This is a genomic window from Paracoccus salipaludis, assembly GCF_002287065.1.
In the GTDB taxonomy this organism is placed as follows: Bacteria; Pseudomonadota; Alphaproteobacteria; order Rhodobacterales; family Rhodobacteraceae; genus Paracoccus; species Paracoccus salipaludis.
Window position 1 is genome coordinate 388,008 of record NZ_NSJZ01000002.1, and the last position, 13,277, is coordinate 401,284.

A 13,277-nucleotide genomic window follows, 5' to 3' on the forward strand; every position below is an offset into this window, starting at 1 on the left:
GACAGGAGGGCGGCGGATGCCGTTTGTCTCCATCCGCGACCTGCGGGTCGCGTTCGACGGCGTCCGGGTGCTGCACGGCATCGACCTGGACGTCGGCAGGGGCGAGGCGGTGGGCCTTGTCGGTGAAAGCGGCTGCGGCAAGTCGGTGACATGGCTGGCCGCGCTGGGCCTGCTGCCCGGCAAGGCCCGGGTCACGGGGTCCGTCCGCATCGAGGGGCGCGAACTGATCGGGGCGCGGGCCTCCGAGATGGAAGCCGTCCGGGGCGCCCGCATCGCGATGATCTTCCAGGACCCGTCCTCGTCCCTGAACCCCGTGCATCGCGTGGGACGGCAGATCGCCGAAAGCCTGCGGCTGCACCGGGGCCTGCGCGGGGCGCAAGCGCGGGCCGAGGCGATCCGGCTGCTCGACATGGTGGGCATCCCTGCGGCCGCGACCCGCATCGACCTTTACCCGCATGAGTTTTCCGGCGGGCAGTGCCAGCGGGTGATGATCGCCATGGCGCTGGCGGGTCAGCCCGACCTGCTGATCGCGGACGAACCGACCACGGCGCTGGACGCCACGATCCAGGCGCAGATCCTCGACCTTCTCTCTGCGATCCGGCGCGAGACGGGGATGGCGATGGTCTTCATCAGCCACGACCTCGGCGCCGTCTCGGCCGTCTGCGACCGCGCGGCGGTGATGTATGCGGGACGGATCGTGGAAACGAACGACGTCGCGCGGCTGTTCGCGGCGCCGAGGCACCCTTATACGCGCGGCCTTTTCGACGCGATTCCCGAACTGGACTCGGGCCGCACCCGGCTGGTCCCCATCGAGGGCACCGTGCCGGACCCGAGGAACCTGCCGCAGGGCTGCGCCTTCGCACCCCGTTGCGTTCGGGCCACCGCGTTCTGCACGGCCTATGCGCCGGACCTGAAGCCGCAGCCAGAGGGCGGGCAGGTGGCCTGCTTCCACCCCGACCCGGCGGCGGCGCGCGCCCGCAAACCGCAGGCGGTGCCTGCATGAGCGTCCTTCTGGAAGCACGCGGCCTCGTCCAGCAATACACCACCGGCAAGTCGCTGTTCGGCAGGCCGGGCGCCGTGCGCGCCGTGGACGGCATCGACCTTTCCGTGGCCGAGGGCGAGATCCTCGGCGTCGTGGGAGAATCCGGGTCGGGCAAGTCCACGCTGGGCCGGATGCTCCTGGGGCTGGAAACCCCCTTCGCGGGCAAGGTCCTGTATCACGGCCAGCCCATGCCCGCGCCGCGGACGGAACATTGGCGCCGGCTTCGCGCGCAGATGCAGCTGATCTTCCAGGACCCGCTGGCCGCGCTGGACCGCCGCATGACCGTCGCCGCCCAGATTGCCGAGCCGCTGGAGATCCACGGCCTCGCCCGCGGCGCCGAACTGGCCGAGCGCGTCGAGGGCCTGATGGGTCGCGTCGGTCTGCGCCGCGATCAGGCCGACCGCTATCCGCATGAACTGTCCGGCGGTCAGCGCCAGCGCGTCGTGATCGCCCGCGCGCTCGCCACCAGCCCGCGCTTTCTGGTCTGCGACGAGCCGGTGTCCGCGCTGGATGTCTCGATTCAGGCGCAGGTGGTGAATCTGTTGCGCGACCTGCAGGAACAGGACGGGCTGACGATGGTCTTCATCAGCCACGACCTGAAGGTGGTCCGCAACATCTGCGACCGGGTGGCGGTCATGTATCTGGGCCGCGTGGTCGAGGAAGCGCCCTCGGACCGCATCTTCGCGGACCCGCGCCATCCCTACACGCAGGCGCTGGTGTCCTCGATCCCGAGGGCGGGGCAGGGGCTCGATGGCCGCATCATCCTGCACGGCGAGCCTCCGAACCCCGCCGCGCGCCCCCAAGGCTGCGCCTTCCACCCCCGCTGCCGGTTTGCCGACGCGGGCTGCGCCGCGCAGGTGCCCCGGCTTGAAAACCACGGCGGTCGGCTTGCCGCCTGCCTGAAGCTGCCCTGCCCCGCACGGCAGGCGGCGTGAGGACCCCATGCTTCGCTTCATCCTCGCCAAGACCGCCCGCGCAGGCCTGACCATCCTGCTGGTCATGAGCTTCGCCTTCGTCGTCCTGCGCCTGTCGGGCGATCCCGCGCAGGTGCTGCTGGGCCCGGACGCGCCGCAGGACGCCGTGGACGCCTTCCGCGCCCGCTGGGGCCTGAACGACCCGCTGTGGCAGCAGTATCTGGCCTATCTGGCGCAGATCCTCAGCTTCGACTTCGGCGTCTCGATGCGCGACCAGTCGCCCGCCATCGACCTGGTGCTGGACCGCATCCCTGCGACGCTGGCGATCACCGTGCCGGCGCTGATCCTGAAAGTCTGCATCGGCATCCCGGCGGGCGTCTATGCGGCGCTGCACCGGAGCTCCATCGCGGACCGGGGCGTGATCATGATGTCGATCTTCGGCTTCACGATCCCCTCCTTCGTGCTGGCGCTGGTGCTGGTGCTGGTCTTCGCGGTCACGCTGGACTGGCTGCCCTCGGGCGGGCAGGACACATGGCGGCACGCGATCCTGCCCATCGCCACGCTGTCCATCGGGGGCATCGGCATCCTTGCGCGCTTCTCGCGGTCCGCGATGATCGAGGTGCTGGGCCAGCCCTATATCCGCACCGCCATGGCTAAGGGGCTGCCCTGGCGCGAGGTGGTCTGGAAGCACGCGCTGCCGAACGCCGCCATCCCCATCGTGACGCTGATCGGCTTCATGGTGGGCGCGCTGATCGCGGGGGCGGTGGTGGTGGAAAGCATCTTTTCCTGGCCCGGCGTCGGGCGGCTGATCGTGGTGTCGGTGTCGAACCGCGACCTGGCGGTGGTGCAATGCCTGCTGCTGGTCATCGCGGCCTCGATGGTCGTCGCCAACCTGTGCGTCGATTTCGCCTATGGCCTGCTCGACCCCCGCCTGCGCCAGAAGCGCACCCAGTAAGGGAAAACCGATGGCCGATACCGCGATCGCCGCCCCCGCAGCGGGCCTGCTGACCCGCACCCGGCTGAGAATGCCCTGGCTGGTCGTCCTGGCCCTGACCTGGATCGTCCTGATGGTGCTGACCGCCATCTTCGCCGATTGGCTGAGGCCCTACGAGATCACGAAGATGGACCTGTCGGCGCGGCTGGCGCCGATCGGGACGCCGGGCCACTGGCTCGGCACCGACGAGCTTGGCCGGGACGTGCTGTCGCGGCTGATCCAGTCGGTCCGCGTCTCGCTGGTCATCGCCTTCGGGGCCACGGTCCTGTCGGCCGTCTTCGGCACCACGCTGGGCTTTCTGGCCGCGCAGTTCCGGGGCTGGGTCGAGCACCTGGTCATGGCGCTGGCCGACTTCCAGGCGGCGCTGCCCTTCATGATCATGTCGCTGGCGGTGCTGGCCTTCTTCGGTTCGTCCATGGTCCTGCTGGTCTGCCTCATGGGCTTCTACGGCTGGGAGCGGTACGCCCGCATCGCCCGCGGCCTTGCCATCTCGGCCTCGGCGCAGGGCTATGCGGCGGCGGTGGTGCAACTCGGGGCGAAACCCTCGCGCGTCTACCTGCGCCACATCCTGCCCAACGTCGCCTCGACCCTTATCGTGTCGATGACGCTGACCTTCCCGGAAATCATCCTGATGGAATCCGGCCTCAGCTTCCTTGGCCTCGGCGTGCAGCCGCCCGAAAGCTCGCTCGGGAACATGGTGGGCTTCGGGCGCGAATACCTGACGCGCGCGCCCTGGATCATGCTCGCCCCCTCGGCGGTGATCGTGATGACGACGCTGTCGATCTCGCTTCTGGGCGACTGGCTGCGCGACCGGCTGGACCCGACGATCCGTTGACCCCTTCCAAGAAAGCATTGAAATGTCGCAGATCATGGCCCATCGCGGGGCCCGCAACCTTTGGGCCGAGAACTCGTGCCTCGGCTTCCGGAAGACTGCCCGCCACGGCTTCGACGCCATCGAGTTCGACCTGCACCTGACCGACGCGGGCGAGATCGTGGTGATCCACGACCCGACGCTGGACCGGACCACCGACGGCACGGGCCGCACCCGCGACCTGACGCCGGACAGCCGCCGCGCCCTGCGCCTGCGCGGCCCGGACGGCACGCTGATCGACGAGGGCGTGCCCAGTCTGGAGGAGGTGCTGGAGATCCTCGCACCTCATCACGAGACGGACCTTTATGTCGAACTGAAGTCCGACGAGACGGGCACGCCCTATCCGGGACTGGTGGAGCGGACGGTGGACACGCTGCGCCGCCTCGGGCTGGCCGAGCGTTCCGTCCTGCACAGCTTCGACATCGACGTCGTGCGGCACATCCGTGCCGTGGCCCCCGACCTGCGCCGGCTCATCTCGGTCAATCGCGACTGGGCCGACCGGCAGGGCGGCATCGCCGCCTTCCTGCGCGAGGTCGACGACCTCGTGGACATCGTCGGCATCCACCACGAGCTGTTCGAGGCCGAGTTCGACCGTATCGCCCGCCTGCGCCCGCTGAAGTCCTGTTCCGTCTGGACGATCAACGATCCCGCCCTGATCCGCCGCTGGATCACCCGCGCGCCGGGCTTCCTGGTCTCCGACAACCCTGTGCTGCTGCGTGCGCTGATGCAGGAAGGCGTCCCGGCATGAAGGACCACGGCGCAAGGGACTACGGCGCAAGGGACCACGGGGCAAGGGACTACGGGGCGATCCTGTTCGACTGCGATGGCGTGCTGATCGACAGCGAGCCGCTGGGCTGCGAGGCGCTGGCCCGGGCCGTCACCGCCGCAGGCCACCCCATGACCCGCGAGGAAGCCACGCGCATCTTCTCGGGCAATTCGGCGCAGGCGACCCTTGCCTGGATGGAAAAGGCGGGTCTGGATGCGGCGGCGGTCTTCAACGAAGCGGACCGCCTTCTGTTTCAGATGTTCGACCGCGGCATCCCCCATGTCGAGGGGATCGAGGAGGTGCTGTCCGGCTTCGACCTGCCGCTGGCGGTCTGCTCGAACTCGTCGGTCATGCGGCTCGACCGATCCATCGCCCGCACTCCGCTGGCGGCGCGCTTCGGCCCGCATGTCTATTCGGCCGAGCATGTCGCGGCGCCCAAGCCCGCACCCGACCTTGCCCTGTTCGCCTGCGAAAGGCTGGGCGTCGCGCCCGAACGGGCCATCTTCATCGACGACAACCCGCATGGCGTCCTTTGCGCCGCTGCGGCGGGCTGCCTTGCCGTGGGCTTCATCGGTCCCTCGGACCACCGCGAGAGCCACGCCCGGACCCTGCGCGATGCCGGGGCCGATCATGTCGTCCGTGGCATGGCCGAGTTCCGCGGCCTGCTGTCCCGCCTTCTCCTTCCCCTTGCAGCCTGAACCGAGATCAAGATGACCGACCTTCCCCTGCTGGGCGTGGCCCTTCCGACCTCTGCGCTTGAAACCATGCAGGACTTCATCCTGTCCGAGAACCGCGACCTCGAACTGCAGGATTTCTTCGACGCCGACCTGCTGAACGGCGACTGGAAGCCCGTGGCGGATCGCGCCCGCGCGCTGCTGTCGGGCCATGCCGGGCGGCTGGGCATCCACGGGCCGTTCTGGGGCCTCAGCATCGCCAGCCCCGATCCCGACATGCGGGCGCTGAACGCGCGCAAGTTCATGCAGGGGCTGGAGGTCTGCGAATACCTGGGCGCCACGCAGATGGTGATCCATTCGCCCTATTCGACCTGGGACTTCAACAACCTCGACAACTTCCCGGACCGGTCGGCCTATGAGCGGATGCTGGAGTATTGTCATCTGACCATGGACCCGGTGGTGAAACGGGCCGAGGAGATCGGCGTCACCATGGTCGTCGAGAACATCCAGGACAAGGACCCCGACATCCGCCGCATCCTGGCCGACAGCTTCGCGTCCCCCGCAATGGCGGTTTCCATCGACACGGGCCACGCGCATTACGCCCATGGCTCGACCGGGGCGCCGCCCGTGGATTACTACGTCCGCCGCGCCGGCAACCGGCTGGAGCATGTCCACCTGCAGGACGCCGACGGCTATGCCGACCGCCACTGGGCCATCGGCGAGGGCACCATCTGCTGGCCCGCCGTCTTCCGCGCGCTGGGCGAGGTCACATCGAAGCCCCGCCTGATCCTCGAGCTGCGCGACAAGGCGGGCATCCTGCCCTCGGTCGGGTATCTGAACAGGCTGGGGCTGGCGCGCTAGGCGGGACGTTCAGGCGGTGCCGCGCCAGCCTGGCCTGCGGGCGGCGCCTCCCCGGCTTCGCCGGTGCCGCCCGCGCGTGAACTGCAGTGGAGGAGCAGCTTGCCGTTCCGCGGTGATCCTCCGGCCTGTCCGGAACTCCTGGCTTCCGGCAAACGCGGAGCGGATCGTGGTGAGGGGAAGGGCCGGATCTCTTACGCCATCCTCTTGCACGGACCGGCAGCCGCCCATGGCCGGGAATGTGACGGAAAGGCGGCGGAACCTTGTTGATCGTCGATCTCTTGCGATGAAGACCAGGTCACCGACCATCTGCAAGGGGGCATCCAGAATGCGCGCGCCGCCGGGAACACGGGCCGACTACGTTCATTTCCGCCTGCACACGACCCGCTGGAACGACAATGATGTCTATGGGCATCTCAACAACGTGGTGCATTACCTGCTGTTCGACAGCACGGTGAACACCTGGCTGATCTCGAACGGACTGCTGGACACGACAAACAGCCCCTCCATCGGCCTCGTGGCGGAAACCGGCTGCCGCTATCATGGCGAGATGTCCTACCCGCAGGATGTCACCGCCGGGATGAGGGTGGCGCGGCTCGGCACGTCATCGGTGCGCTACGAGATCGGCCTGTTCCCCGGCGATGCCGAAAAGGCGGCAGCCGAAGGGTTCTTTGTCCATGTCTATGTGGATGCCCAGAGCCGCCGGCCCTGTCCCATTCCCGACGATACCCGTGCCGCCCTGAAGATGCTGCTGAGAGACGCCTGATCGCCTTGCCGCCCGGATCCCGGGCCAGTGCCCCAAGGCGCAGACGCGGCCATGATGGCGCAGGGCAGGCCATAACCATCCGCTATATATCTCAACACAAATTCTGATTTTCCTTCTGTCAGAAAGGTCATCAGACTGCCCCGGATCGCGGTGAGGAGGATGGCCTCGATCGATTGGGGAGGGTCAGGATGAACAAGTTCTCTGGTGCAGCGTCGGCAGCTGCCCTTATCGCGGCACTGGCACCGGCAGGTGCCTTCGCCCAGGACAAGCCTGCCGAGCTGAACATCGGCATCACCACCTACAGCTCCGGCGCGGCCTCGGTCTTCGGCGTCCCCGCGCGCCACGCGGCCGAGATGCTCGCCGAGCGGATCAACGCCAAAGGCGGCATCGACGGTGTTCCGATCAAGCTGCATTTCATCGACGAAGGCGCCGGCTTGGAAACGCTGCTGACGGAATACCGCCGGCTGGTCGAGGACGAGGGGATGGACGTGATGTTCGCCTCGATCTCGTCGGGCGTGTGCAACAAGATCGCGCCGCTCGCCGAGGACCTCGAGGTCATCAACTTCATGTGGGACTGCGGGACTCAGCGCATCCTTGAAGACGACGACTACGACTATGTCTTCCGCACCCAGGCCAATGCCACGCCCGAGGTGCTGGCGCCGCTGGCCTACCTGCTGAAGCACCATCCCGAGTTCAAGACCCTGGCCGTCGTCAACCAGGACTATGCCTGGGGCCGGGACAGCTGGGAAATCTTCCAGGCCGCCCTGAAGTCGCAGCGCCCCGACGTCGAGGTCGTGGCCGAGCTTTTCCCGGCCTTCGGCGCCGCCGACTTCTCGGCCGAGGTTTCGCGCCTGCAGGCCCTGCAGCCCGACGTGATCCTGTCCACGTCCTGGGGCGGCGACCTGGACACCTTTGTGCGCCAGGCGGGCCAGCGCGGGCTGTTCGACCAGTCGCTGTTCGTTCTTCCGCTGGCGGAATCGTCGTTGCAGCGCCTGGGCGACTCGCTGCCCGAGGGCGCGATCGTCGGCGCCCGCGGCGACCACTACTTCCAGCATCCCGAACGCCGCGATGATCCCGAGTTCAAGAAGTTCAACGAGGACTTCAAGGCGCGGACGGGCGAATACCCGATCTACTCGGTGTATCACATGGTCCAGGCCTTTGCGGCGCTGGAAGCGGTCTATGACAAGGCCATCGCGGCGAATGGCGGCGCATGGCCCGAGAAGGAGCAGATCGCCGAGGCCATGGCGGGGCTCGAGTTCCAGGGCCTCGGTCGGCCCCTTTCCATCCGCGAGGACGGGCAGGCGGTCGAGGCGCAGCTTGTGGGCATGACCGGCACCAGCGAGGCCTTCCCGTTCAAGATCATCAAGAACATCGAGATCTACGATGCCGAGCCGCTGATGGCGCCGGTGGGCGAGGAGTCGCTGGACTGGATCGGAAAGTTCGAGCCGGGCCGGCTCGACATCTCGGGAACGCCCTTCGAGAACTGAGAACGGCACGACGGCCCTCCGCGGCGTGAAACCCGCGGAGGGTCCCACGTGACCGGACCTACCCATCTGCGCCGGCCCGGTCCTGCGGGCGGCCTATCGGGATAACCTTCGATGACCATGAACATCGCCGCCCTGGCGCTTCTGGACGGTCTTGCCTATGCGTCGCTGCTTTTCCTCGTGGCGGTCGGCCTGACGCTCATCTTCGGGGTGCTGGGCATCCTCAACGTCGCGCACGGCAGCCTTTATGCCATCGGCGCCTATGCCACGGCGACACTGGGGCAATGGCTCGTCGCGCAGGGGTTCAATCCCTGGCTGACCTTTCCGGGGATGATCGTTGCCGCGGTGGCGGTGGGGGTCCTGCTCGGCGGACTAATCGAGCGGCTGCTGCTGCAAAGGATCTATTCGAAGGACCCGGTGCTTCAGCTGCTGGTGACCTTCGCGGTCTTCATGATCCTCGAAAACCTCCAGCGCATGATCTGGGGCGTGCAGCCCTATTTCATGTCGACGCCGCTGACGGTGCTGGGGAACGTCAGGCTGCTGGGGATCAACTACACCGCCTATCAGGTGCTGTTCCTTCCGGCCGCCGCGCTCGTGGTCCTGTTCACGCTGCGATACTTCCTGCGCCACACCAACATGGGCGCGCAGATCCTTGCCGTCACCGAGGACCGCGAGGCCGCCACGGCCATCGGCATCAATGCCAGCCGCGTTTATTTCATGACCTTCGTGATCGGCGCCTGCTTCGCTGCGCTGGGCGGCGCGCTGGCCACGCCGACGACCTCGCTGGTCACGGGGATGGGCGCCAATATGATCGTCCTGTCCTTCGCGGTGGCGGCGACGGCGGGCCTGGGCCAGATCGAGGGCGCGGCCATCTCGGCCCTGATCATCGGGATCGCCCGGTCCTTCGCCGTTTATCTCAGCCCCGAGATCGAGGTGATCATGCCCTATCTCATCATGGTGCTGGTCCTTCTGGTGCGCCCGAACGGCCTGTTCGGCAAAGAGACCGTGAGGAAGATTTGATGAAAAAGGGTCTCGTTGCCTTTGCGCTGCTGCTGGCGCTGGCGCTTCTGCCCTTCGCGGCCTCGAACATGGTCGTCTTCGCCACGATGGTGATGGCGAAGGGCCTGGCCGTGCTGGGCATCCTGGTGCTGCTGCGCGCCGACCAGGTCTCGTTCGGGCACGCGATGTTCTTCGCCGCGGGCGCCTATACCGCCGCCTTCCTGACGGCCGCCTGGCGCGACATCGACCTGATCCTTCTGCTGGTCGCGACCCTCGCGGTCACGGGGATCGCGGGACTGCTGATCGGCGTCTTCGTGACCCGCTATCGCGGCATCTTCTTCGGGATGATCAACCTCGCCTTCTCGATGGTGCTGTATTCGATCCTCGAAAAGGCCTTCCACATCACCGGCGGCTCGGACGGATTGCGGATCCGCCGCCCGACCCTGCTGGGGTTCGAGTTCAGCCGCAGCGAGTTCGACCTGGTGATGTTCTACGTCGTCCTTGCCGTCGCCGCGGCCTGCTGCGTTCTGGTCGGACGCTACCTCCTGTCGCCGCTCGGACAGGCGCTGCGGGCCGTCAAGACCAACGAGACGCGGGTCGAGTACCTGGGACTGTCGGCAAAGTCCGTCCTTCTGACCGGCTACGTGATCTCGGCCATGCTCTGCGGCCTGGGCGGCGTGCTCATGGGACTGGTGCAGGGACTGGCCTCGCCGGAACACGCGTTCTGGTCGCGGTCGGCGGAACTGGTCTTCATCGCCGTGCTGGGCGGGCAGGGGCATATCGCCGGGGCCTTTGCGGGAACGCTGGTCTTCGAATGGGTCCGCACCTCGGCCGCCGCGCTGCTCGACGACAGCTGGCAGCTCATCCTGGGGGTCACGCTGATCGCGATCATCCTGTGGGCGCCGGGCGGCCTGATCCAGCTTTGGCACCGTCTCGCGGGCCGACGCACCAGCTCGGACCGGACCGGATCGGAAAGCGGGGTGGCGGAATGAGCGGTCACGACCAGGGGCAGCCCCTGCTGCAGGCCGAGGGGCTGAAGCTCCGCTTCGGCGGCATCATCGCGGCGGACGGCATCAACCTGTCCCTGTTCCCGGGCGAACATCTTGCCATCATCGGGCCGAACGGCGCGGGCAAGACGACCTTTCTGAACATCTGCACCGGCTATCTCAAGCCGAACGCGGGCAGGGTCTCGGTGGGCGGGCAGGAAATCACCGGCAGGCCCCCGCGCCGGATCACCCGCATGGGCGTCGCGCGCGCCTTCCAGATCCCGCAGCTGTTCACGGAACAGACGGTGCTGGAGAACATGCTGCTGGCGGGATCGATCCGCGAACGCCGCTGGAACCTGCTGCGGCGCCTCGACGGCATCCCCGGGCGGGCCGAGATGGAACACCTGCTCGACCTCGTGGGCTGCGCGGATGTCAGGAATCGGCTGGCCTCGGAACTGCCCGAGGGCAAGCGCAAGCTGGTGGACATCGCCCTGGCGCTGGCCCTGAAGCCCAAGGTCCTGCTGATGGACGAGCCCACCTCGGGCGTCGCCTCGGCCGACAAGTTCGGCGTCATGGAGACGCTGATGAACGCCCTGCGCGAGGCGCATGTCAGTTCGGTCTTCGTCGAGCACGACATGGAGATGGTGAAGCTCTACGCGACCCGGGTGGCCGTCTGGGCACAGGGCATCATCCAGATGACCGGGGAACCCGAGGTCGTGCTGAACGACCCCGACGTGATCCGCAACGTGATCGGGAACTGAGCATGCTTGCGCTGTCCAAGGTCGATGCGTCGATCAACAACATCCCGATCCTGCGCGACATCTCCTTCACCGTCGGCCCGGCGGAAACCGTTGCTCTGGTCGGGCGGAACGGTGCCGGCAAGACGACGCTTCTGCGCACCATCATGGGTTTCACCACCTGCCACGGCGAGATGCGCTTCGAGGGCGCGGACCTGCGCGCGGTCGATCCTCACCGGCGCCCGGGGCTGGGGATCGGCTATGCCCCCGAGGACCGCAGGCTCTTTTCCCGCTTCACCATCACCCAGAACATCCTGCTTCCGGCGCAGGTGGCGAAGCTGGGCGAGACGGAGACCGCCAGCCGGCTGGAACGGGTCTATCATGTCCTGCCCGAATTGCGCGACCTCGGCCCGCGCCCGGCCGGGTCCGTGTCGGGCGGGCAGGGGAAGATGGTCGCGCTGGGTCGCGCTCTGATGCTGTCCAGTCGGCTGCTGCTGCTGGACGAGCCCTTCCAGGGGCTCGCCCCCGTGCTGGCGCAGCGCTACGCCGAGGCGCTCGGCAGGCTGCGCGAGATCGATCCGACCCTGGCCATCATCATCACGGAATCCAATCCCGAGCTGCTGCGCAGCTTCGCCTCCCGCACGATCACCGTCGAACGCGGGCAGATCGACAGCGACGCTTCGAACGAAAGGACGACCTGACATGACCGCAGCCTGTCGCCGCGCCGAGGAGGTCGCCCCGGCCAGGGGCTTCTTCATCAACAATGAATGGCGCCCGGTCGCCGGCGGCCTGACCATCCCGGTCGTCGCCCCCGCCGAGGGCGTCGTCTTCGCCGAAATTTCTGCCGGAGGCGCCGGGGAGGTGGCCCAGGCCGTCGCCGCCGCGCGGCACGCCTTCGAGCGCGGCGAATGGTCGAGGCTGTCGGCGACCGAGCGCGGCCGCCTTCTCAGCCGCCTCGGCCAGCTGATCCTTGACAACTTCGAGGAGCTCGCCGCGCTCGAGGCCCGCGACTGCGGCAAGCCGATGAAGACCGCCCGCGCCGACATCCAGGCCGCCGCGCGCTATTTCGAATATTACGGCGGCGCGGCCGACAAGGTGCATGGCGAGCAGATCCCCTTCATGCGCGGCTACTACGTCACCGGCGAGCGCGAGCCCCTGGGCGTGACCGGCCACATCATCCCCTGGAACTATCCGGCGCAGATGATCGGCCGGACGCTCGGCCCGGCGCTGGCGATGGGCAACGCCACGGTGCTGAAGCCCGCCGAGGACGCCTGCATGACCCCGCTGCGGATCGCCGAGCTTGCGGCCGAGGCGGGCTTTCCGCCCGGCGCGATGAACGTGGTGCCGGGCTTTGGGCACGAGGCCGGGGCGGCGCTGTCCGAGCATCCGGGCATCGACTTCATCGCCTTCACCGGCTCGCCCCGCGTGGGCGTGATGATCCAGACCGCGGCGGCGAGGAACCACATCGGCTGCGTGCTGGAACTGGGCGGCAAGTCGCCGCAGATCGTGTTCGAGGATGCCGATCTCGACGCCGCGCTGCCGGTGATCGTGGGCGCGATCATCCAGAACGCGGGGCAGACCTGCTCGGCCGGCGCACGGGTGCTGGTCCAGAGGACGGTCTGGGACAAGCTGATGCCGATGATCGCGGAACGTTTCGCGGGGCTGCGGGCAGGGCTTCCCACGGACGATCCCGACCTCGGCCCCATCATCAGCGCCCGGCAGAAGGAATCCGTGGAAGGCTTCATCCGGCGCGCCAGGGAGGAGGGCGTTCCCGTCATCGCCGAAGGCGCCCGCCAGGACTCGGCGCCGGCGGAGGGGTTCTATGTCGCCCCCACGGTCTTTGGCCCCGTCCCGCGCGACAACAGCCTGGCGCTGGACGAGGTGTTCGGCCCGGTGCTGGCCGCGATCCCCTTCGACGACGAAGAGGACGCGATCGAACTGGCGAACGGCACGGACTACGGCCTGATCGCGGGCGTCTGGACGCGCGACACCGCGCGCGCCTTCCGGGTGTCGCGCAGGGTGCGGGCCGGGCAGGTCTACATCAACGCCTATGGTGCGGGCGGCGGGATCGAGCTGCCCTTCGGCGGCACCCGGAAATCCGGCCACGGCCGCGAAAAGGGCTTCGAGGCGCTTTACGAGTTCTCGGCGCTCAAGACCCTAGTCATCAAGCACGATTGAGGAGGAAG

The 13,277-nt window shown here is 67.9% G+C and carries 14 protein-coding genes; all 14 read left to right on the plus strand.

Features of this window, described 5'->3' with window-relative positions; all coding sequences use genetic code 11:
• Positions 1–16 precede the first annotated feature (16 nt).
• The 14 genes from CK240_RS04480 (at position 17) to CK240_RS04545 (ending at position 13,269) form a co-directional block, all read left to right on the plus strand.
• Positions 17–1,003 carry an ABC transporter ATP-binding protein gene (locus CK240_RS04480; protein ID WP_205957751.1) on the plus strand — a complete coding sequence of 329 codons (987 nt, stop codon included), beginning with the start codon at positions 17–19 and terminating at the stop codon, positions 1,001–1,003.
• On the plus strand, positions 1,000–1,977 hold the full coding sequence (locus CK240_RS04485) for an ABC transporter ATP-binding protein (RefSeq protein ID WP_095639116.1): 978 nt from the start codon (positions 1,000–1,002) through the stop codon (positions 1,975–1,977). The genes CK240_RS04480 and CK240_RS04485 overlap by 4 nt, the downstream gene beginning before the upstream one ends.
• Before the next feature lie 7 nt (positions 1,978–1,984).
• On the plus strand, positions 1,985–2,911 hold the full coding sequence (locus CK240_RS04490) for an ABC transporter permease (protein WP_095639117.1): 927 nt from the start codon (positions 1,985–1,987) through the stop codon (positions 2,909–2,911).
• Between the two features lie 10 nt (positions 2,912–2,921).
• Positions 2,922–3,785 (plus strand): ABC transporter permease, encoded by an 864-nt coding sequence (locus CK240_RS04495; protein ID WP_095639118.1) that lies wholly within the window; start codon positions 2,922–2,924, stop codon positions 3,783–3,785.
• 34 nt (positions 3,786–3,819) lie between these two features.
• Complete coding sequence (locus tag CK240_RS04500; RefSeq protein ID WP_205957752.1) at positions 3,820–4,569, plus strand: glycerophosphodiester phosphodiesterase family protein; 750 nt, start codon at positions 3,820–3,822, stop codon at positions 4,567–4,569.
• Positions 4,566–5,285 (plus strand): HAD family hydrolase, encoded by a 720-nt coding sequence (locus CK240_RS04505; protein ID WP_095639120.1) that lies wholly within the window; start codon positions 4,566–4,568, stop codon positions 5,283–5,285. Before CK240_RS04500 ends, CK240_RS04505 begins: the two co-directional genes overlap by 4 nt.
• A gap of 12 nt (positions 5,286–5,297) precedes the next feature.
• Positions 5,298–6,122, plus strand: coding sequence for a sugar phosphate isomerase/epimerase family protein (locus tag CK240_RS04510; RefSeq protein WP_095639121.1), 825 nt, complete (start codon positions 5,298–5,300; stop codon positions 6,120–6,122).
• Positions 6,123–6,447: 325 nt separating this feature from the next.
• Positions 6,448–6,885 (plus strand): acyl-CoA thioesterase, encoded by a 438-nt coding sequence (locus tag CK240_RS04515; protein WP_095639122.1) that lies wholly within the window; start codon positions 6,448–6,450, stop codon positions 6,883–6,885.
• A gap of 188 nt (positions 6,886–7,073) precedes the next feature.
• Positions 7,074–8,372 carry an ABC transporter substrate-binding protein gene (locus tag CK240_RS04520; RefSeq protein WP_095639123.1) on the plus strand — a complete coding sequence of 433 codons (1,299 nt, stop codon included), beginning with the start codon at positions 7,074–7,076 and terminating at the stop codon, positions 8,370–8,372.
• 111 nt (positions 8,373–8,483) lie between these two features.
• Positions 8,484–9,389, plus strand: a complete 906-nt coding sequence (locus CK240_RS04525; protein ID WP_095639124.1) for a branched-chain amino acid ABC transporter permease — start codon at positions 8,484–8,486, stop codon at positions 9,387–9,389.
• A complete protein-coding gene (locus tag CK240_RS04530; RefSeq protein WP_095639125.1) occupies positions 9,389–10,360 on the plus strand; it encodes a branched-chain amino acid ABC transporter permease in 972 nt (323 codons plus the stop codon). Before CK240_RS04525 ends, CK240_RS04530 begins: the two co-directional genes overlap by 1 nt.
• A complete protein-coding gene (locus CK240_RS04535; protein WP_095639126.1) occupies positions 10,357–11,115 on the plus strand; it encodes an ABC transporter ATP-binding protein in 759 nt (252 codons plus the stop codon). The genes CK240_RS04530 and CK240_RS04535 overlap by 4 nt, the downstream gene beginning before the upstream one ends.
• Before the next feature lie 2 nt (positions 11,116–11,117).
• Positions 11,118–11,792, plus strand: coding sequence for an ABC transporter ATP-binding protein (locus CK240_RS04540; RefSeq protein ID WP_095639127.1), 675 nt, complete (start codon positions 11,118–11,120; stop codon positions 11,790–11,792).
• 1 nt (position 11,793) lies between these two features.
• On the plus strand, positions 11,794–13,269 hold the full coding sequence (locus CK240_RS04545) for an aldehyde dehydrogenase family protein (protein WP_095639128.1): 1,476 nt from the start codon (positions 11,794–11,796) through the stop codon (positions 13,267–13,269).
• The last annotated feature ends 8 nt before the right edge of the window (positions 13,270–13,277 follow it).